The following is a 19125-nucleotide window of genomic DNA, read 5'->3' on the forward strand; positions in this document are numbered from 1 at the left end:
GGACTGGCGGATGCGCTGACCGCCAGCCCGATACAAGAGCGGCGCCCCCCCCCCCGGAACCCAAGGAAACGGCCAATGAAGACCATGTCACGCCGAACGAGACTGATGGTGGCGGCCAGCGCGCTGGCGCTGCTGGCCTTTGCCGCGCCGGTGCTTGTGTCATCCGCGCGCGCGGATGAGGCGGCGGCGAAGAAGTGGATCGACGCGGAGTTCCAGCCCTCGACGCTGTCCAAGGACGAGCAGCTGAAGGAACTCCAGTGGTTCATCAAGGCCGCCGAGCCCTTCAAGGGCATGGAGATCAACGTCGTCTCCGAGACCATCACGACGCATGAATACGAGGCCAAGGTCCTCGCCAAGGCGTTCTCCGAGATCACCGGGATCAAGCTCACCCACGACCTCATCCAGGAAGGTGACGTCGTCGAGAAGATCCAGACGCAGATGCAGTCGGGCAAGAACATCTACGATGCGTGGGTGAACGATTCCGACCTCATCGGCACGCATTTCCGCTACAAGCAGGCGGTGCCGCTGACCGACTGGATGGCCGGCGAGGGCAAGGACGTCACCTCCCCGACGCTCGACCTCAAGGACTTCATCGGCCTCAGCTTCACCACGGCGCCGGACGGCAAGCTCTACCAGCTGCCCGACCAGCAGTTCGCCAACCTTTACTGGTTCCGCTACGACTGGTTCACCAACCCGGACTACAAGGCCCGCTTCAAGGCCAAGTACGGCTATGAGCTCGGCGTGCCGGTGAACTGGTCGGCCTATGAGGACATCGCCGACTTCTTCACCAATGATGTGAAGGAGATCGACGGCGTCAAGGTCTATGGCAACATGGACTACGGCAAGAAGGACCCCTCGCTCGGCTGGCGCTTCACCGATGCGTGGCTGTCCATGGCCGGCAATGGCGATCGCGGCCTGCCGAACGGCAAGCCAGTCGATGAATGGGGCATCCGCATGGAAGGCTGCCGCCCGACCGGCTCCTCGGTGGAGCGCGGTGGCGACACCAACGGCCCGGCGGCGGTCTATTCGATCGTCAAGTATATCGAGTGGCTGAAGAAGTACACGCCGCCGCAGGCGCTCGGCATGACCTTCTCCGAGGCTGGCCCGGTGCCGGCGCAGGGCACCATCGCCCAGCAGATGTTCTGGTACACCGCCTTCACCGCCGACATGGTGAAGCCCGGCCTGCCGGTGATGAACGCCGACGGCACGCCGAAGTGGCGCATGGCCCCCTCGCCGAAGGGCGCCTACTGGAAGGACGGCATGAAGCTCGGCTACCAGGATGTGGGTTCCTGGACGCTCTTGAAGTCCACCCCGGTGGACCGGCGCAAGGCGGCCTGGCTCTATGCGCAGTTCGTGACGTCGAAGACCGTGTCGCTGAAGAAGAGCATGGTGGGCCTGACCTTCATCCGCGAGAGCGATATCTGGTCGCCGGCGATGACCGAGCGGGCGCCCAAGCTCGGCGGCCTCGTCGAGTTCTACCGCTCGCCGGCCCGCGTGCAGTGGTCGCCGACCGGCTCGAACGTGCCGGACTACCCCAAGCTCGCGCAGCTGTGGTGGCAGAACATCGGTGACGCGTCCTCGGGCGCCAAGACCCCGCAGGCGGCGATGGACGCGCTGGCGGCGGCGCAGGACTCGGTGATGGAGCGCCTGGAGCGTTCCGGCGTGCAGGGCGAGTGCGGCCCGAAGCTGAACGCCAAGAAGCCGATGGAGTACTGGGTCGAGCTCGCCAAGAAGGAAGGCAACCTCGCCCCGCAGCCCAAGCTCGCCAACGAAAAGCCCAAGGGCGAGACCATCGACTACGACGCCCTCATCAAGTCCTGGCCCGCAACACCCCCGACCAAGAACTGAGCTTCCTGACGTGACGCACGCCCTCTCCCCGCATGGGGGGAGGGCGCTGCCTTCTGGGGCAGGCTTCCCCGGTGAGCGCCGTTCAGGTGCCGACGAAGACGCTCATCTGCCGCACCAGCATCATGCCGACGGTCGCGCCGGCATCCTGCAGGCCGACCGTCTTCTGCTGGAAGGCGGCGGCCTTGCCGTGCTGGGCGACCATGGCCTTGGTGCGCTCCAGCGCCGCCGCCGCCTCGTCCGCCGCCGCCTTCAGCGCCGGGCCGAGCGCGGCGCCGCTTGCGGCCTGCGCTTCCAGCACCCCGGCGACGGGATCGAGCACGTCGAGAATGGTCTTGTCGCCGAGCTTGGCCTTGCCGCGCTCGGCGATGCCGGTGGCATAGGCGCGCCAGAAGGCGGCGGCCTCGGCGGTGCCGATAGCGTCCTTGCCTTCCAGCACCTTGGAGCCGCGCAGGAAGCCGGTGGCGGTGAGCGTGCCCATGGTGGAGGGCGCGGTCTTCGCCATGATCGCCCCGGCCGAGCGCAGCAGCTTGGAGAGGCCGGCGCCGGCGCCTTCCACGCTCACCGTCTCGGCGGCGGCGGCGAAGGACTTGGACATGGTGATGCCGAGATCGCTGTCGCCCACCTTGCCGTCGAGCGCGATGAGGAAGTCGCGCTCGGCCGCGAACAGGTCGCGCCAGCTCTGAAACAGGCCGATCAGCTCCTCGGCGCGCAGGGTCTCGTGAGCCATCGTCTCAGCCCTTGTAATGCGCGAAGAACGGGGTGTTCACCGGGGCGGCGATCAGCGGGTCGAGCTCGGCGTCGAGCTTGAGCACGGAGATCGAGGCGCCGGCCATTTCCATGGCCGTGGCGAACTCGCCGATCCAGACATATTTCACCTTGGAGCCCTTCGCCTCAAACAGCTGCGAGACGCGGCGGAACAGAATGTAGAGTTCTTCCTTCGGCGTGCCGCCGAGGCCGTTGACCAGCACGGCGAACTCGTCGCCGGCGCCCGCTTCCACTTCCGCGAAGACGCGGGCCATCATCTGGTCCACCACTTCGTCGGCGGGCGCCAGTTTGGAGCGGCTGATGCCGGGCTCGCCATGGATGCCCATGCCGATCTCCATCTCGTCCTCGCCGACGGAGAAGGTGGCGTGGCCGACTTCCGGCACGACGCAGCTCGACAGCGCGACGCCGATGGTGCGCACATTGGCGCGGGCCTTGTCGGCGATGCGGTGAACCTCGTCGAGCGACAGGCCATTGGCCGCCGCCGCGCCCGCCGCCTTGTAGACGAAGAAGATGCCGGCGACGCCGCGCCGCTTGTGCTCCTCGCCCACCACCGAGGAGGCGATGTCGTCATTGCCGACGACCTGCATCACGCGGATGCCGTCGAGATCCGCCAGTTCGGCGGCCATGTCGAAATTGATGATGTCGCCGGTGTAGTTGCCATAGATGTAGAGAACGCCGGCGCCCTGGTCGATGTACTTGGTCACCTCGTGCATCTGGTCGGCGCTGGGCGACTGGAACACGCCGCCGACGGCACAGCCATCCAGCATGTTCTCGCCGACATAGCCGAGGAACAGCGGCAGATGGCCCGAGCCGCCGCCGGTGGCGATGCCGACCTTGCCGGCCTTGGGCTTGGCGACAACAAGGCAACGCCGGTCGTCATTCACATAGGTGACTTGCGGGTGAGCCCGGTAGATGCCGTCGAGCATCTCGTCGACGAAGTGCGCCGGATCGTTGAGAAACTTCTTCATGGGATCCTCTTCAGAGCTCGAATGGGGGCGCGGGGACGGGTCAGGACTTCTTCTGGCAGAACATGAAGAAAGCGGCGGCGAGCAGGATGAAGGCGCCGACCACCACGCGCTGCCAGGTGGAGGGAATGCCCACCATCACCAGCACGCTGTTGACGACGACCACCAGCAGCACGCCCAGCAGCGTGCCGATCACCGAGCCGGTGCCACCGGTGATGCGCGCGCCGCCCAGCACCACGGCGGCGATGACGTTGATCTCGCTGCCGACGAGATCGAACGGGTTGGACTGCCGGTTGGCGCAGGTGTGGATGATGCCGGCGAGCCCCGCGAGGCCGCCCGCATAGGCGAACAGGAAGATATGGATGGTCTTCAGGCTGTAGCCGAGCCGCTCGGCCACGCTCGCATTGCCGCCTAGCGCGAAGATGGCGCGGCCCATCAGCGTGCGGTTCAGCATCCACCAGGTCAGCAGCGCCGCCGCCGGCAGGACGAGGAAGTAGAACGGCATGGTGATGGTGCGCCCATCGCCGGATTCGAACTGGAACAGCGGCATGCGGCCGAAGGCGCCCATCTGCGGCGGCAGCGACATGATCCAGACCGTACCGATGAAGGCGAGCAGGATGCCGCGAAACAGATATTGCGTGCCGATGGTGACGATCAGCGAGGGCACTTTGAGGTGATGCACCAGCAGCCCGTTCACCACGCCGAGCAGCGCCCCGCCGAGCACCGAGAGCGGCAGGATGACCGCGATCGGCAGGTCCGGCAGGTGGTTCTTCACCAGGAGCGTCATCGAATACATGGTGAAGGCGGCGATGGCGGTGAAGGACACGTCGATGCCGCCGGCCGCCAGGATGATGAACACGCCGAGCGCGAACAGCCCCATCACCACGCTGGCGCGGCCGATATCCACCAGCGAGGAGGGCTGGAGGAAGGCGGGATTGAGCAGGGAGACAGTGACGCAGATCGCCACCAGAAGGATGAAGGTGATGATCTCCGGCCGGCGGCGCACCAGCTCGATCAGCGGGTTGATGCGCGGGGCGGTGGCGCCGCCCTCCTGAAGGTCGATCGCGCTCATCGGGCGGCCTCTGTCGCAAGGCCGGGCTTCGACGCCAGCATGGCCTGGTAAATCTGGTCCTCGTCGGTCGCGGTCGCATCGAAATCGGCGACGATGCTGCCGGCATTCATGACGAGGATGCGGTCGCAGTTCTGCAGCAGCTCGGGCAGGTCGTCGCTGATGATGACGAGGCCCATGCCGGCCTCCGCGAGCTGCTGGATTACGCGGTAGATCGTGTCCTTCGAGCCGACATCGACGCCCACCGTGGGCCCGTGCAGCACGAGCAGCTTCGGTTTGATCGACAGCCAGCGGCCGATGAGTACGCGCTGCTGGTTGCCGCCCGAGAGGGAGCTGACCGGCAGGTCGATATTGCGGGTGTTGAGGCGCATGTCCTGCGCGATCTGGTCGGCCAGCGCCCGGCCCTTGGCCTTATCGACGATGCCAAGCCCGTTGGCGAGGTCCCGCACCACGAGGGCGATCTCGTTCTCGAAGATCGACTTGTCGAGGAACAGCCCTTCCGCGAGGCGGTCCTCCGGCACATAGCCGATGCCGAGCCGGATGGCGTGGGCGGGGTGGCCGATGGTCTCGGCCCTGCCGTCGATGCGGATGCGCCCCTCGCTCGCGGGGGTGACGCCGGCCATGGCGGTGGCGAGCTCGTTGCGGCCGGAATCGGCGAGGCCGGTGATGCCGAGGATCTCGCCCTTGCGGACGGTGAAGCTCACCCGGCCGAGATTGGGCGGCTGCGCCAGTCCTTCGGCGGCGAAGAGTTCCTCGCTGCCCGGCGCTCCGGTGCGGTAGCGCGCGGCGTCGATCTGCCGACCGGTCATCAGCTCGGCGAGGTCGTGCTTGCTGTAATCGGCGAGCGGGCCCTGCGCGACGCATTGCCCGTCGCGGAACACGATGGCATGGCCGCCGATGCGGTAGCACTCCTCGAGCTTGTGGGTGACGAACAGCACCGCCACGCCCTCCGCGCGCAGGCGCTCGACCACGAGGATGAGATTGTCCACCTCGCGGCGTGTCAGCGAGGTCGTCGGCTCGTCCATGATGACCATCTTCGCCTTCGTGGCGATGGCGCGGGCGATGGCGACGAGCTGGCGCTGGGCGAGCGGCAGGTCGGAGACGATGGTGGAGAGATAGGTCCGCGCGGTCGGCAGGCCGACGCGGGCCAGCGCCGCCTCGGCGGTCTGGCGCAGGCGCGTGCGGTCGAAAAGCCGCGCGAGGCGCCCGCCGCTGGCGACGAGCTGCTCGTTCAGCGCGACATTCTCGGCGACGGTGAGGTTGGGCAGCAGCGACAGGTCCTGATAGACGGTCTCGATGCCGGCGGCGAGCGACTGGATCGGATTCAGCGCGCGGTAGCTGCGCCCGTCGAGGATGATCTCGCCCTCATCGGGGGCATGCGCCCCGGACATGATCTTGATGACGGTGCTCTTGCCGCAGCCATTCTCGCCGAGCAGGTGATAGGCCTCGCCGGGCCGGATGGTGAAGCCGACGCCGCGCAGCGCGTGGACGCCGCCGAAACGCTTGTGGATGCCACGCAGCTCCAGAAAGGGGCGCGCGGGATCGGCAGACCGGACGGGGGCGGTGGAAGCGTGGGACACGGGGCTTTCCCTGACACCGGGTGCGGCGCGCGCCATGGGCGCGGGCGGAGAGCACGGGAGATGGCGCGGGGAGCGCGCGATCACGCTCCCCGGCCGGTCGGTCTCGGCGATCAGAAGAGGTATTCCTTGTAGTTCGCCTTGTCGGCCAGGACCATGCCGTTGCCGATGATCAGCACGCCGACGCCCGGACCCTTGGTGACCTTCACCTTCTCATAGCCGGGCACGCCGAGATTGGCGCCGTCCTCGATCTTCTTGCCGGCGATCAGGCTCTTGGCGACCGAGTTCATCGCCATGCCGGCCTTCTGCGGATCCCAGAAGCCGATGGCGGTGATGGCCCCGGACTCCAGCAGGTCCGCCGAGGGGTTGGGCAGGCCGGTGCCGACCAGGCACACCTTGCCGGAGAGGCCGGCCTCGTCGATGGCACGGCCGACGCCGAGCACGTCATTGCCGGCCGAGGTCTGGAAGCCCTTGATGTCCGGATGCTTGCGCAGGATTTCCTTGGCCTTCTCATAGGTGGCGTTGGCGTCGTCGAAGGACTCGTTATTGGCGTCCACCAGAACCATGTCCGGGTGCTTGGACTTGGCATTGGCCTCGCCCGCGCCGACCCACTGCATGTGGGTGCGGCTGCCGACCGAGCCGACGAAGGTGGTCCACTTGCCCTTGCCGCCCATGCAGGTGGCGAGGCGCTCGTTCAGCGCGCGGCCGTAATCGGCATTGTCGAAGGCCTCGACATCGGCGTGGGTGTTCTTCTGGTTGTCGGCCTCATGGGTCACGACGATGATCCCGCGGTCCATGGCGCGCTTCAGCGTGCCTTCCAGCACGGACGGGTCCATCGGCACCACGGCGAGACCGTTCACGCCCTTGGCGACGAGATCGTTGACGATCTGGAGCTGCTGGGCCGCGTCGGCGGTGGCCGGGCCATACTGGGTGGCGACGACGTCCGGGTTGTCCTTCTGGAACTGCTTGACGCCGGTTTCCATGCGGTCAAACCACGGAATGCCGCTGATCTTCACCACGGTGGCAATGACCGGCTTGTTCTGCGCCATCAGCGCGCCGGCCGAGCCGGCGACGAGGGCGAGCGCCACGGCGGAGCCGAGCAGCACCTTCTTCGAGAGAGCTCCCATAGATTCCTCCATTATTGTTGTCACCCTCATGATCCGTTTCGATGCGTGAGGGGTTCGCATCACACGAGCTTCTTGCTCTTGTTGGGGGTCAGCAGGCCGACCACGTTGTAGCGGCCGACCGCCAGGAAGGTCAGAAGCAGCGCGCCCCAGGCGAAGTCGCGGACGAAGTTCGACAGACCGCCGAAATTCAGCATGCTCGACATGAGCTGGAGCGCGATGGTCGCCATGACCACGCAGATCACCCGGCCATAGCCGCCCTCGGGGCGCACGCCGGCCATGACCGCGATGAGGATGGCGATCAGCAGATAGGACGTGCCGTAGTCCCACTTCACATTGACGTTGCGGGCCGCGATCATGATGCCGGCGAGGCCCGAGAGCAGGCCGCTGGTGGCATAGGTCGCGATCAGCACGCCGGTCTTGGGAAAGCCGGCATAGGCCGCCGCCTTCGGGTTGGTGCCCATCAGCATCAGCCACAGGCCGAACGGCGTGAATTTGAGCGCGGCGGCGATCAGCCCGGCGACGCCGACGAAGATCAGGAAGCTGTAGGGCACGCCGAAGACGAGGCCGTTGCCGATCTCGGACAGCAGCTCCGGGCTGCCGACCGCCACCGCCCGGCCATCCGACACCACCACGGCGATGCCGGTGAACAGCATCTGCGTGCCGAGCGTGCAGAGGATCGGCGTGATGTTCATCCGGCTGATCAGCAGGCCGTTGATCGTCCCGCCGATGAGGCCGATCGCCAGCGCCCCGGCGATGAAGGCGAGCGAGAAGGCGGTCTCGCTGTCGGTGCTCGACAGGACCGAGCCAACCAGCACGGCGGAGGCGACGCCGGAGAGATTGGCGAGCGCGATGCCGGAGAGGTCGATGCCGCCATTGCCCGCGCACATGGCCAGCATCACGCCGATGGCGAGCAGGCCAATCTCCGGCAATTGCCCGGCCATGGACTGCAGATTGAACGGGGAGAGGAAGGTGCCGCCGGAAATGGCCGCGCCGAGGGCAAGCAGCGCCGCATTGATGACGACGAGCATGACCAACTGGCCGCTGGTTGTCCTCATGGCCTCCTCCCGGGGAGTTGTCTCACTGGTTCGGTGCGGGATCGATTTAGTAAAATATGTCCCGCTTCACTAAATCCGTAGCAAAGGCTTTCGAGCCGCGCAAGCCGCCTTCTGGGGGCGGTCGTTCACGTTCGCGGCGAGCGTGTCAGGGCTCCGCCGGTCCGGATGTCTGAGGCCTGCCTGTTGCCCGATTGAGAGGCGTGCCCATCCTTCGAGCGTCCTTTCATGGCTAAAAACGCTTGATAGGTCAGCCTTTCTCACCGATTCTGGCTGGCGCGGCGGTTGCAGGGTGTCAAAGTGGGTTGTGGTCGCCCGGCGGGCGCCTCGTCCTCGGGGGTATCAGAGGGCAGTGTCGCCGGCGGCGCCTCGCCTCGGGCGTGGAAGGCTGTTGCGCCACCGGATTTTTTGGCTTACCCCTCGTAAAAGGGCTTCAATGTTTACTAAACAAAATGCGCGTTCCGTCGCGTAGGGCCCAGAGGACAGACGCCCGACCATGACCCGCAAGTCCTTCACCATCCGGGACATCGCCACGGCCGCGGGGGTTTCGCCGGCCACGGTGTCGCTCGTGCTCAACGGCAAGGGCGAGATCTCGGCGGATACGCGCACCCGCGTGCTGGAGGCCGCCGCGCGGCTGAACTATGTGCCGCGCCTCGTGCGGTCCGGTCCGGCCAAGCCACGCACGGACGGCGCCGGGACGATCCGCTTCCTCAAGATCGCCCGCCACGGCCACACGGTGAACCGCGACCACAACGTCTTCATCTCCGACTATATCGACGGCATGTCGGCCGAGGCGACGCGGCGGGGCTACACGCTGGAAGTCGTCACTCATGAGGGCCAGAGCGCCAGCGCCATCGCCGAAAGCCTCGCCTCCGCCCCGGCCAGCGGGGTGATCGCGCTCGGCACCGAAATGTCGGAGACCGATATTCGCGTGCTGCAGGGCGTGGGCCGGCCCATCGTGTTCATCGACACGTTCTTCGACGTGATCGAGGCCAATTTCGTCAACATGAACAATGAGGATGCCGTCCATCAGGTGCTGGCGCGGCTGCGCCAGCAGGGCTTCCGGCGCCTCGGCTTCGTCGCCAGCCCGGTCGACACGACGAATTTCCGGCTGCGGCAGGAGGCGTTCCACCGCAACATGGCGCGCCTCGGCGTGCCCGTGGACCCCGCCCATATCCTCGCCGTCGAATCCACGCTCGACGGCGCCTACGCCGATGCGGTGGCGGCGCTGACGCGGGGCATCGCGCTGGCGGACGCCTATTTCTGCACGAATGACGTGATCGCCTATGGCTTCATCAAGGCGCTGCGCGAGTTCGGCGTCCGTATCCCCGAGGATGTCGGCGTGGTCGGCTTCGACAATCTGCCGGTCGGCGCGACCATGGACCCGGCGCTCACCACCATCGACGTGTCGAAGCGCAAGATCGGCAATCTCGCCGTCACCGTGCTGGACGATCTCATCCACGCCGCCGAGCCGCCCCCGCCGGTGAAGATCATGGTCGGTGCCCGCCTGGTGGCGCGGCTGAGCGACCGTGGCCCCGCCGATCCGCGCCCGGTGCCGACCGCCGTGCGCCGGCGCGGCATCACCGAAACGGCATCAGGTTCCCGATGAGCAGCCCCACCACCCACCGTCTTGCCCTTCTCCACACTGTCCCGGCGCTGGCGCCGGCGCTGCGCCCCCGCCTCGAGGCGGCGCTGCCGGGCTGGAGCTTCACCGACATCGTCGATGAAAGCCTGCTGGCCGAAACCATTCGCGAGGGGCGCCTGACCGAGGCGACGAGGGCGCGGCTGGGGCAGCATCTGTCCGCCGCGAGCGGGCAGGCCGACGCCATCCTCGTCACCTGCTCGACGCTAGGCGAGGCGGTGGACGCGCTGGCGCCGCGCATCAGCGTGCCGGTGTTCCGCATCGACCGCGGAATGGCCGAGGCTGCCGTGCAGCGCGCGCGGCGCATCGGCGTGCTCGCCACGCTGCCGACGACGCTCGGCCCGACCGGCCGGCTCATCCGTGACGCCGGCCGCTCCGTCGAGGTGACCGAGCATCTGTGCGAAGGCGCCTTTGCGCGCCTCGCCGCCGGTGACCGCGCCGGCCATGACGCGATGGTGCAGGCCGGTTTCGCCGCGCTCGCCCCGCAGGTCGATCTCGTCGTGCTGGCGCAGGCCTCGATGGCCAACGCGCTGGCGGGGCACGAGGGTGATGTCCCCGTGCTCACCAGCCCGGCGCCCGGCATCGCCGCCGTCGCCGCCGCGCTGACCTCGCTTTCGGCCTGAACGGCCGCACCGACAAAAACACCGGGAGACGCCAGATGAAGTACCGCACGCTCGGCCGCTCCGGCCTCAAGGTTTCCGCGCTCTCCATGGGCACCTTCTCCTTCGGCGGGGTCGGCGCCTTCGCCAAGGTGGCCAATCACGGCGTGCCGGAAGCGCGCCGGCTGGTCGATACCTGTATTGATGGCGGCATCAACGTCATCGACACCGCCAACATGTACTCGCTCGGCCGCTCGGAGGAGATCGTCGGCGAGGTGCTGGAAGGGCGGCGCGACCGGGTGCTGATTTCGTCCAAGGCGCGGATGCGCATCGGCGACGGGCCGAATGACGAGGGCGTCTCGCGCTATCACCTGATCCGCGAATGCGAGCGCAGTCTCAAGCGCCTGCGCACCGACCATATCGACATCTATTTCCTGCACGAATGGGACGGCATCACTCCGCTGGAGGAGATGCTCTCGGCGCTCGACGCGCTGATGCGCGCCGGCAAGATCCGCTATATCGGCTGCTCCAACTATTCCGGCTGGCATGTGATGAAGGCGCTCGGCATTGCCGAGGCGAAAAACCTGCCGCGCTTCGTCACCCAGCAGATCCACTACACGCTGGAAGCCCGCGAGGCGGAGTATGAGCTGCTGCCGATCGCCGTCGATCAGGGCGTCGGCGTGATGGTGTGGAGCCCGCTGGCGGCCGGCCTGCTCTCCGGCGCCTTCGCCCGCGACAAGTTCCCCGCCGATTCCCGTCAGGCCGCCGGCTGGACCGAGCCGCCGATCCGCGATGCCGAGCGGTTGTGGTCCATCGTCGACGTGCTGAACGAGATCGCGGCGGCGCGCGGCGTCACCGCGGCGCAGGTCTCCATCGCCTGGACGCTGTCGCGGCCCGGCATCGCCTCGCTGGTGGTCGGCGGGACGCAGGAGAGCCATTTCCGCGACAACATCGCCGCCGTCGATCTGGAACTGACGGGCGACGAGCTGGAGCGGCTGAACCAGGTCAGCCGGCCGCCCTATCTCTACCCCTATTGGCACCAGCACAATTTCGCCCGCGACCGCTTCAGCCCGGCCGACTGGGCGCTGCACGCCAGCTATGAGGATCTCGGTCAGGTCTGACCGAAACGCGCGAGGCTCCGCTCAGGGGAGGGCGTGGGTCGAGCCACGCTCGATCAGCGTGCCGGCGAGCAGGATGGTGCGCGTCGGCGCGGTGGGCGCCTTCAGGCGTTGGAACAGCAGCGCCATCGCCTCGCGCCCGAAGGTCTCGACCGGCTGCTCGATCACGGTGAGGCCGGGCTCGACGAGCTCGGTCCACGCCTCATTGTCGAAGCCGGCAATGGCGAGGTCGCGCGGGATGGAGAGGCCGAGCCGGCGTGCGGCGCGGCACAGGCCGAGCAGGAACAGCCCGTTGCTGACGATGATGGCGTCCGGCCGCTCGGCCTCGCCGAGCCACGCGACGGCGGCGTCCTCGGCCGACTGCGCCAGCGGTGTGATCATCCGCGCCTGTGGGGCAAGCCCGCGCGCGCTCATCGCCGCGACATAGCCCGCCTCGCGCTCAAGGCCCGTCGTGCTGGTCGAGCCGAACAGCCCGCCAATGCGCCGGTAGCCGCGCTCGGCGAGGTGATCCACCAGCCGGGCGCTGGCGCCGCGATTGTCCAGCACCACCGTGTCGAACTCGCCGGAGGCGGCGGCGCGGTCGATCAGCACCACCGGATAGTCGAAATTCTGCGCCCGCAGCCCGCCAATGGTCGCGCGGGTGGGGGCGAAGATCAGCCCGGTCACCCGCTCTTCCTGCATCAGCCGCAGATAAAGCGCCTCGCGCTCGGGATCCTCGCCGGTATTGCACAGGATGACCCGCATCCCCGCGCCATAGGCGGCGTCCTCCACCGCGCGGCTGACCGCCGTGAAGAACGGGTTGCGGATGTCGGCGACGATCAGGCCGATGGTCTGGCTGCGCTGCGAACGCAGGCGTCGGGCGGAAAGGTTGGGGCGATAGCCGGTGGCCTTCACCGCCGCCTCGACCTGCCGGCGCACTTCCGCGCTCACCGGCCCCTTGCCCAGAGCGCGCGAGACGGTGGACACCGAGACGCCCGCCAGCCGGGCTACGTCCTTGATATTGGCGGTCATCACTTGAGAACGATTTCACTGAAGGCCCATTATCCTAGGCCGATTGGGCCGGCGATCAAGCGATCAGACTCCTGTGAATCCGACTTATGACAGCGAAAATTGCCCAGAATCCTTTTGACAAGCGTTGTGGAAACGATACCACTTCACGCAAAGAAAATTCTGGGAGGATGACAAATGTCCATCGCCGCCGCCCGAATGATGTCGCCCGCCGGCAGTGAGCTGCTGCCGATCACCATGATTCGTCTGGCCGCTCATCCGGCCGACAAGGACGCCGCCATCGCCGAGGCCGCGCAGATGCTGGTCGCCGCCGGCTATGTCGAGGCCGGCTATGCCCAGAGCATGGCGCGCCGCGAGGCGGTGGCGAACACCTTCCTCGGCCATGGCGTCGCCATCCCGCACGGGCTCGGCGAGGACCGCCACCTCGTCCGCAAGAACGGCCTCGCCATCCTTCAGGTGCCCGCGGGCGTGACGTGGAATGACGGGCAGACCGCCCATCTCGTCGTCGCCATCGCCGCGCAGTCCGACACGCACATCACCGTGCTGCGCCGCCTGACCCGGCTGTTGCAGGACAGCGAGTTGCTGGCCCGCCTCGCCACCACGGACGATGCCGCGCTGATCGCGAATGCGCTCGGCTCGGACGAGCCCGCGCAGGCCGCGCCGGCGCAGGCGGCCACCGATCTCGCGATCTCCTTCGACTGGACGGTGGATTACCCCACCGGCCTGCATGCCCGCCCCGCGAGCGCCTGGGTGGAGACCGCCCGACGCTTCGGCGCGCAGCTGCGCGTGCGCAATGGCGCGGTTGCTGCCGACCCGAAGAACCTTATCGCGCTGCTCCAGCTCGGCCTGCGTGCGGGCGAAGCTGTGACCATTTCCGCCGAGGGCACGGACGACGAGGCGGCGCTCGCCGCGCTGCGTGCCACCATCACCAGCCTCAGCGCGCAGGAAAAGGCCGATGCGGCTGTTGCCGCCAGCCGTGCCAAGCAGTCCGCGCGCGCCGGCTGGACACCGCCGGCGGGGCTTTCCGCCCTTAGCGGCGCCCCCGCCGCGCCGGGCCTCGCCATCGCTCCCCTCCATGTCATCGCCGCCAGCGCGACCGAGATCCCTGATCGCCCGGTCGCCCTGACCGAGGGCGCGGCGCTGCTTCAGGAAGCGCTGACCCACACCCGCCAGCAGCTTCAGGCGCTTGCCGATGACACCGCCCGCCGCCTCGGCGCGACGGATGCCGGCATCTTCAAGGCGCAGGCCGAACTGTTGGGGGATTCCGACCTCATCACCCGCACCTGCCAGCTCATGGTCGATGGCCATGGCGTCGCCTTCGCCTGGCACGCCGTCATCGAGCAGGTGGCGGAAGAACTCGCCGGTGTCGGCAATCCCGTGCTTGCCGCGCGCGCGGCCGATCTGCGCGATGTCGGCCAGCGCGTGCTCGGCCATATCGACCCGGCGCTGAAGGCGGGCTCGCTGCGCGACCTGCCGGACGAGCCTTGCATTCTCGTCGCCGCCGATCTCTCGCCCTCCGACACGGCCGGGCTCGACCCGGCGCGCGTCGTCGGCATCGCCACCGCGCAGGGCGGGCCGACCTCGCACACCGCCATCCTCGCCCGCACGCTCGGCGTGCCCGCGCTGGTCGGCGGCGGGGCGGCGCTGCTCGATCTGCCCTCCGGCACGCCGGCCATTCTCGATGGCGGCGCCGGCCGGCTCTATCTCCAGCCGGACGCGGACGCCCTTGCCTCGGCCCGCGCTTTCGATGCCGCCCGCGCCGCCGAGCGCGCCCGCGAGGAAGAAGCCCGCGCGCTGCCGGCCCGCACCACCGATGGCACCGAGATCAGCATCGGCGCCAATATCAACCTGCCGGATCAGGCGGCCTTCGCGCTCGCGCAGGGCGCGGAAGGCGTCGGGCTGATGCGCACCGAGTTCCTGTTCCTCGAGCGCAGCGCCACGCCGAGCGAGGACGAGCAGTACGCGATCTACCGCGCCATGTCGCAGGCGCTGGGCGGGCGCCAGCTCATCGTCCGCACGCTCGATATTGGCGGCGACAAGCAGGTGGCCCATCTCAATCTGCCGCATGAGGAAAACCCGTTCCTCGGCGTGCGCGGCGCCCGCCTGCTGCTGCGCCGGCCGGATTTGCTGGAGCCGCAGCTCCGCGCCCTCTACCGCGCGGCGAAGGACGGCGCCGAGATCCTCATCATGTTCCCGATGATCACCTCGCTCGGCGAACTTCTCGCTTTGCGCCAGATCAGCGAGCGCATCCGCGAGGAACTCGATGCCCCGACCGTGCCGCTCGGCATCATGATCGAGGTGCCGGCCGCCGCCATCCAGGCGGAATCGCTGGCGGCGCATGCCGACTTCTTCTCCATCGGCACCAACGACCTCACCCAGTACACCCTCGCCATCGACCGGCAGAACCCGCAGCTCGCGCAGGAGGTCGACAGTCTCCATCCGGCGGTGCTGCGCCTCATCAAGGCGACGGTGGATGGCGCCCGCGTGCATGGCCGCTGGGTCGGCGTGTGCGGCGGCATTGCCGGCGAACCCTTCGGGGCGGCGCTGCTGGCAGGGCTGGGCTGTAGCGAGCTTTCCATGACCCCGCGCGAGGTGCCCGGCGTCAAGGCGCGGCTGCGCGCCGCCTCCATGACCGACCTTGCCGCGCTGGCGGAAAAGGCGCTGGCCTGCGAGAGCGGCGAGGAGGTGCGCGCGCTGGACGGGGGGCACGCATGAGCCCCGCCGCTGCGCCCGATATCGTCACCCTCACGCTCAACCCGGCCATCGACCAGACGGTGACGGTGGAGCATCTGGCCCCCGGCCATGTCCACCGCGCCGTCGCCGTGCGCTATGACGCGGGTGGCAAGGGCGTGAACGTCGCCGCCTGTCTCGCCGATTGGGGGCTGAAGGTCGCCGCCGCCGGCCTGCTCGGCGCCGCCAATGCCGCCCCCTTCGAGGCGCTGTTCGCCGCCAAGTCCATCGCCGACCGCTTCCGCCGCGTGCCGGGCGAGACCCGCACCAATATCAAGCTGCTCGACCGCAGCAGCGGCGAGACCACGGATGTGAACCTGCCGGGCTTCCCGGCCGAGACCAGCGCGCTCGCCGAGGTCGAGGCCGATCTCGCCCGTCTCGCCCGGCCGTACGGGCTGGTCGTGCTCTCCGGCAGCCTGCCGGAAGGGGCGCCGCCGGACATCTATGCCCGCCTTGTCGCGCGCCTGCGCGGGGAGGGCGCCCGCGTGGTGCTCGACACCAGCGGCCTGCCGCTCACCCATGCGCTGGCCGGTACGCCGCCGACCCTCGTCAAGCCGAACCGGCGCGAGCTGGAAGTGTGGGCCGGCCGCCCGCTCGATGACCGGGCGGACCTGCTCGCCGTGGCGCAGCGCCTTTGCGCCGCCGGCATCACCTATGTCGTGGTCTCGCTCGGCGCCGATGGGGCGCTGTTCGTCAGCGCCGACGAGGCGTTGCACGCCCGCGCGCCGGAAGTCACCGGCGGCAGCTCGGTCGGTGCCGGGGACGCCATGGTCGCCGGTCTCGTCGCGGGTCTGCATGAGGGGCGCGGCCTTGAGGGTCTCGCCCGGCTCGGTACCGCCTTCGCGGTGGGCAAGCTCGGCCTGCCCGGCGCCAACCTGCCCGCCGCCACGGTGATCGAGAGCATCGCCGCCGCCGTCGCCATCCAGCCGGCCGCCATCTGGGCGGCCGCGCACGCCGCCATCGCCTGAACCCGCATCCATCATCGCCGCACCGGGCACAGACCCGACGGAACACGGGCAAAAGCCCGCAGGGGAGGACATCATGACAGCCTTGATCGCCGTGATCGGCGCGCAGGAGACGACCGTTCACGCCACCCTCGCCGCCGAGGCGCTGCGCAAGGCCGCGCGCAGCCTCGGCCAGGCGCTGGTGGTCGAGCTGCGCGGCACGCCCGCCCGGCTCTCGGCCAATGAGATCGCCGCGGCGAGCGCGGTGCTGCTGGTCGGCAATGGCGATCTCGATGAGAGCCGCTTCGGCGCGCTGCCGCGCCTCACCGACAGCGTCGCGAACGTGCTGGCCGATGCCGGCGGCGTTCTCGCCCGTCTGGCGGCGAGCGCCGCGAGCAACCCGGCCGTCCCCGCCCCGGCGGCCGCTCCCGCCGCCTCGCCGGCGGCGAGCGGCCCGAAGAAGATCGTCGCCATCACCTCCTGCCCGACCGGCATCGCCCACACCTTCATGGCGGCCGAGGGCCTGCAGAACGCCGCCAAGGCGCTCGGCCATTCCATCCGCGTGGAGACGCAGGGCTCGGTCGGCGCGCAGGACGCGCTGACGGCGGAGGAAATCGCCGCCGCCGATCTCGTCATCATCGCCGCCGACAAGGTGGTGGAGCTCTCCCGCTTCGGCGGCAAGCGCGTCTTCCAAACGCCGACCAAGCCGGCCATCACCGACGGGCAGAACCTCGTGCGCCGCGCCTTCGAGGAAGCGCGCCTGCAGGCCGCCCCCGGCGCGGGCCTCGCCGATGCCGCTGCCGCCGCCAAGGCCGAGCGTGCGGTGAAGACCGGCCCCTACAAGCACCTGATGACCGGCGTGTCCTTCATGCTGCCCTTCGTGGTGGCGGGCGGCCTGCTGATCGCGGTCGCCTTCGCGCTCGGCGGCATCTACGCCTATGACGACGCGCATAAGGGCACGCTGGCCTACGACCTGTTCCAGATCGGCGCCAAGGGCGCCTTCGCGCTGATGGTGCCGGTACTGGCCGGTTATATCGCCTTCTCCATCGCCGACCGGCCGGGTCTCGCGCCGGGCATGATCGGCGGCATGGTGGCGGCCAATCTCGGCGCCGGCTTCCTCGGCGGCATCGTCGCCGGCTTCATCGCCGGCTATGGCACCGAGTTCCTCAACCGCTCCATCAAGCTGCCGCGCAACCTTGCGGGGCTGAAGCCGGTGCTGATCCTGCCGATCCTCGGCACGCTGCTGACCGGCCTACTGATGATCTACGTGGTCGGTGGTCCCACCGCCCAGCTGCTGACGGCCGTCACCGAATGGCTGCGCAGCATGCAGGGCACCAGCGCCATCATTCTCGGCATCATCATCGGCGGCATGATGGCCTTCGACATGGGCGGGCCGATCAACAAGGCGGCCTACACCTTCGCCACCGGCCTCATCGCCAGCCAGGTCTACACGCCGATGGCCGCCGCCATGGTCGCCGGCATGACGCCCCCGCTCGCCCTCGCCCTCGCCGCCCAGCTCTTCCCCAACCGCTTCACGGCGGAAGAGCGCGAGGCGCGCAGCGCTGCCTCGGTGCTTGGCCTCGCCTTCGTGACGGAGGGGGCCATTCCCTTCGCCGCCCGCGACCCGCTGCGCGTCATCCCTTCTCTGGTGGTCGGCTCTGCCGTGGCCGGGGCGATCTCCATGGCCATCGGCGCCGAGCTGCGCGTGCCCCATGGCGGCATCTTCGTGCTGCCGATCCCCAATGCGGTGAGCCATCTCGGCGGCTACATCGTCGCGCTCGTCGCCGGTACGCTGGTCACCACGGCCCTGCTGCGCGTGCTGAAGAAGCCGATCGCCGCCTGAGCGCGGTGCCTCTTATTACCCGCCGGATTCCAGCGTCCGGCGGGTGACCTGCCAGCCCTTGAGATGATGGGTACGCAGGATTTCCCGCAGCAGCGCGCCCTCGCGCTGCTGCAGCGCGTCGAGGATCTGCGCATGTTCCGCCACCGCCCGCGCCCAGCGCTCGGGTGAGCGGTTGCCGGCGAAGCGGTAACGGCGGATGCGGGCGCTCTCGGTGCGGTACACCCGCGACAGAGCCGCATTGTGCGCGCCATCGACGATGCGCTGGTGAATGTCCTGATTGAGGTGGAAATAACCCATCAGGTCGCCCGCTCTCTGGCACGCAAGCATGCGGGCGTGCAGCCCGGCGATGGCCTCGATCTCCTCCGGCGTCGCCCGCGCGCAGGCAAGTTCCGCCGCCACGCTCTCCAGTCCGATCAGCACCTCGATCGCCGCCTCGACCTCGGCGAGCGACAGCGCCACCACCTCCGCGCCCCGATTGGGCACGATGCGCACCAGCCCTTCCGCCTCCAGGATCTTGAACGCCTCGCGCAGCGGCGTGCGGGTGACGCCGAGTCGCTCGGTCAGCATGCGCTCGGAGATGCGCGCCCCGGCCGCCAGCTCGCCGGCGATGATCATGTCGCGGATGCGCTCGACCACCCGCATCGCCGCCCGGCCGCGCGGCAAGGCGGAGGTGGCGACGTCGTCGGCGGTGTCCGGGGCTTCATCGTCAAGTTGCATGCAATAGGTCTCTCATATCTGCCTTTTGACGTCCACCGACTTGACGCATCGGTACAATTGCATTCAATATGACGGAAAGAAGCGATGAATAAGGCTCCTGCCCTGCCTTTGGCGGGCTGAT

15 protein-coding genes are annotated in these 19125 nt (G+C 68.6%); 7 read left to right on the plus strand and 8 right to left on the minus strand.

Translation table 11 applies throughout. The annotated features are described in order from the left end of the window. Positions 1 to 75: 75 nt before the first annotated feature. A complete protein-coding gene (locus AncyloWKF20_RS20490) occupies positions 76 to 1848 on the plus strand; it encodes an ABC transporter substrate-binding protein (RefSeq protein ID WP_279315784.1) in 1773 nt (590 codons plus the stop codon). Positions 1849 to 1930: 82 nt separating this feature from the next. On the opposite strand, the gene AncyloWKF20_RS20495 is transcribed toward AncyloWKF20_RS20490, so the two are convergent. The 6 genes from AncyloWKF20_RS20495 to AncyloWKF20_RS20520 all read right to left on the minus strand — a co-directional run bounded on the left by AncyloWKF20_RS20495 (position 1931) and on the right by AncyloWKF20_RS20520 (position 8406). After that, positions 1931 to 2575 carry a dihydroxyacetone kinase subunit L gene (locus AncyloWKF20_RS20495; protein WP_279315785.1) on the minus strand — a complete coding sequence of 215 codons (645 nt, stop codon included), beginning with the start codon at positions 2573 to 2575 and terminating at the stop codon, positions 1931 to 1933. 4 nt (positions 2576 to 2579) lie between these two features. Continuing rightward, positions 2580 to 3581, minus strand: a complete 1002-nt coding sequence (locus AncyloWKF20_RS20500) for a dihydroxyacetone kinase subunit DhaK (protein WP_279315786.1) — start codon at positions 3579 to 3581, stop codon at positions 2580 to 2582. A 40-nt stretch (positions 3582 to 3621) separates the two neighbouring features. Then, positions 3622 to 4650: an ABC transporter permease gene (locus AncyloWKF20_RS20505; protein ID WP_279315787.1), complete on the minus strand. Its 1029-nt coding sequence runs from the start codon at positions 4648 to 4650 to the stop codon at positions 3622 to 3624. Further along, the gene (locus tag AncyloWKF20_RS20510; protein ID WP_279315788.1) at positions 4647 to 6227 is read right to left on the minus strand and encodes a sugar ABC transporter ATP-binding protein; all 1581 of its coding nucleotides are present in this window, start codon (positions 6225 to 6227) and stop codon (positions 4647 to 4649) included. Before AncyloWKF20_RS20510 ends, AncyloWKF20_RS20505 begins: the two co-directional genes overlap by 4 nt. Before the next feature lie 110 nt (positions 6228 to 6337). After that, positions 6338 to 7351: a substrate-binding domain-containing protein gene (locus tag AncyloWKF20_RS20515; protein ID WP_267583727.1), complete on the minus strand. Its 1014-nt coding sequence runs from the start codon at positions 7349 to 7351 to the stop codon at positions 6338 to 6340. 59 nt (positions 7352 to 7410) lie between these two features. Continuing rightward, on the minus strand, positions 7411 to 8406 hold the full coding sequence (locus AncyloWKF20_RS20520) for an ABC transporter permease (RefSeq protein ID WP_279315789.1): 996 nt from the start codon (positions 8404 to 8406) through the stop codon (positions 7411 to 7413). 493 nt (positions 8407 to 8899) lie between these two features. Between AncyloWKF20_RS20520 and AncyloWKF20_RS20525 the strand changes: the two genes are divergently transcribed. The 3 genes from AncyloWKF20_RS20525 to AncyloWKF20_RS20535 are packed head-to-tail and all read left to right on the plus strand — an operon-like array spanning position 8900 to position 11765. Beyond that, entirely contained in the window at positions 8900 to 10012 is a 1113-nt protein-coding gene (locus AncyloWKF20_RS20525; protein WP_279315790.1) for a LacI family DNA-binding transcriptional regulator, read from the plus strand. After that, on the plus strand, positions 10009 to 10668 hold the full coding sequence (locus AncyloWKF20_RS20530) for an aspartate/glutamate racemase family protein (RefSeq protein WP_279315791.1): 660 nt from the start codon (positions 10009 to 10011) through the stop codon (positions 10666 to 10668). Before AncyloWKF20_RS20525 ends, AncyloWKF20_RS20530 begins: the two co-directional genes overlap by 4 nt. Before the next feature lie 35 nt (positions 10669 to 10703). Further along, positions 10704 to 11765, plus strand: coding sequence for an aldo/keto reductase (locus AncyloWKF20_RS20535; RefSeq protein WP_279315792.1), 1062 nt, complete (start codon positions 10704 to 10706; stop codon positions 11763 to 11765). 21 nt (positions 11766 to 11786) lie between these two features. Here AncyloWKF20_RS20535 and AncyloWKF20_RS20540 read toward each other — a convergent pair whose 3' ends face one another. Continuing rightward, positions 11787 to 12773, minus strand: coding sequence for a LacI family DNA-binding transcriptional regulator (locus AncyloWKF20_RS20540; protein WP_279315793.1), 987 nt, complete (start codon positions 12771 to 12773; stop codon positions 11787 to 11789). A gap of 174 nt (positions 12774 to 12947) precedes the next feature. Between AncyloWKF20_RS20540 and ptsP the strand changes: the two genes are divergently transcribed. The 3 genes from ptsP to AncyloWKF20_RS20555 all read left to right on the plus strand — a co-directional run bounded on the left by ptsP (position 12948) and on the right by AncyloWKF20_RS20555 (position 18287). Continuing rightward, positions 12948 to 15485: a phosphoenolpyruvate--protein phosphotransferase gene (gene ptsP / locus AncyloWKF20_RS20545; RefSeq protein ID WP_279315794.1), complete on the plus strand. Its 2538-nt coding sequence runs from the start codon at positions 12948 to 12950 to the stop codon at positions 15483 to 15485. Further along, positions 15482 to 16468, plus strand: coding sequence for a 1-phosphofructokinase (gene pfkB / locus AncyloWKF20_RS20550; protein WP_279315795.1), 987 nt, complete (start codon positions 15482 to 15484; stop codon positions 16466 to 16468). The genes ptsP and pfkB overlap by 4 nt, the downstream gene beginning before the upstream one ends. Before the next feature lie 73 nt (positions 16469 to 16541). Further along, complete coding sequence (locus tag AncyloWKF20_RS20555) at positions 16542 to 18287, plus strand: fructose-specific PTS transporter subunit EIIC (RefSeq protein ID WP_279315796.1); 1746 nt, start codon at positions 16542 to 16544, stop codon at positions 18285 to 18287. A gap of 15 nt (positions 18288 to 18302) precedes the next feature. Here AncyloWKF20_RS20555 and AncyloWKF20_RS20560 read toward each other — a convergent pair whose 3' ends face one another. Continuing rightward, on the minus strand, positions 18303 to 19004 hold the full coding sequence (locus tag AncyloWKF20_RS20560; RefSeq protein ID WP_279315797.1) for a GntR family transcriptional regulator: 702 nt from the start codon (positions 19002 to 19004) through the stop codon (positions 18303 to 18305). Between the last annotated feature and the right edge of the window lie 121 nt (positions 19005 to 19125).

The sequence above is a fragment of the Ancylobacter sp. WKF20 genome (genome assembly GCF_029760895.1).
In the GTDB taxonomy this organism is placed as follows: Bacteria; Pseudomonadota; Alphaproteobacteria; order Rhizobiales; family Xanthobacteraceae; genus Ancylobacter.

What these genes read in the sequence shown, in the direction of transcription:
- AncyloWKF20_RS20525 (WP_279315790.1), top strand. Translation starts at nt 8,900, where the DNA reads ATGACCCGCAAGTCCTTCACCATCCGGGACATCGCCACGGCCGCGGGG.
- pfkB (WP_279315795.1), top strand. Translation starts at nt 15,482, where the DNA reads ATGAGCCCCGCCGCTGCGCCCGATATCGTCACCCTCACGCTCAACCCG.
- AncyloWKF20_RS20555 (WP_279315796.1), top strand. Translation starts at nt 16,542, where the DNA reads ATGACAGCCTTGATCGCCGTGATCGGCGCGCAGGAGACGACCGTTCAC.
- AncyloWKF20_RS20505 (WP_279315787.1), bottom strand. Translation starts at nt 4,650, where the DNA reads ATGAGCGCGATCGACCTTCAGGAGGGCGGCGCCACCGCCCCGCGCATC.
- AncyloWKF20_RS20515 (WP_267583727.1), bottom strand. Translation starts at nt 7,351, where the DNA reads ATGGGAGCTCTCTCGAAGAAGGTGCTGCTCGGCTCCGCCGTGGCGCTC.
- AncyloWKF20_RS20530 (WP_279315791.1), top strand. Translation starts at nt 10,009, where the DNA reads ATGAGCAGCCCCACCACCCACCGTCTTGCCCTTCTCCACACTGTCCCG.
- AncyloWKF20_RS20535 (WP_279315792.1), top strand. Translation starts at nt 10,704, where the DNA reads ATGAAGTACCGCACGCTCGGCCGCTCCGGCCTCAAGGTTTCCGCGCTC.
- AncyloWKF20_RS20540 (WP_279315793.1), bottom strand. Translation starts at nt 12,773, where the DNA reads ATGACCGCCAATATCAAGGACGTAGCCCGGCTGGCGGGCGTCTCGGTG.
- AncyloWKF20_RS20520 (WP_279315789.1), bottom strand. Translation starts at nt 8,406, where the DNA reads ATGAGGACAACCAGCGGCCAGTTGGTCATGCTCGTCGTCATCAATGCG.
- ptsP (WP_279315794.1), top strand. Translation starts at nt 12,948, where the DNA reads ATGTCCATCGCCGCCGCCCGAATGATGTCGCCCGCCGGCAGTGAGCTG.
- AncyloWKF20_RS20490 (WP_279315784.1), top strand. Translation starts at nt 76, where the DNA reads ATGAAGACCATGTCACGCCGAACGAGACTGATGGTGGCGGCCAGCGCG.
- AncyloWKF20_RS20560 (WP_279315797.1), bottom strand. Translation starts at nt 19,004, where the DNA reads ATGCAACTTGACGATGAAGCCCCGGACACCGCCGACGACGTCGCCACC.
- AncyloWKF20_RS20500 (WP_279315786.1), bottom strand. Translation starts at nt 3,581, where the DNA reads ATGAAGAAGTTTCTCAACGATCCGGCGCACTTCGTCGACGAGATGCTC.
- AncyloWKF20_RS20495 (WP_279315785.1), bottom strand. Translation starts at nt 2,575, where the DNA reads ATGGCTCACGAGACCCTGCGCGCCGAGGAGCTGATCGGCCTGTTTCAG.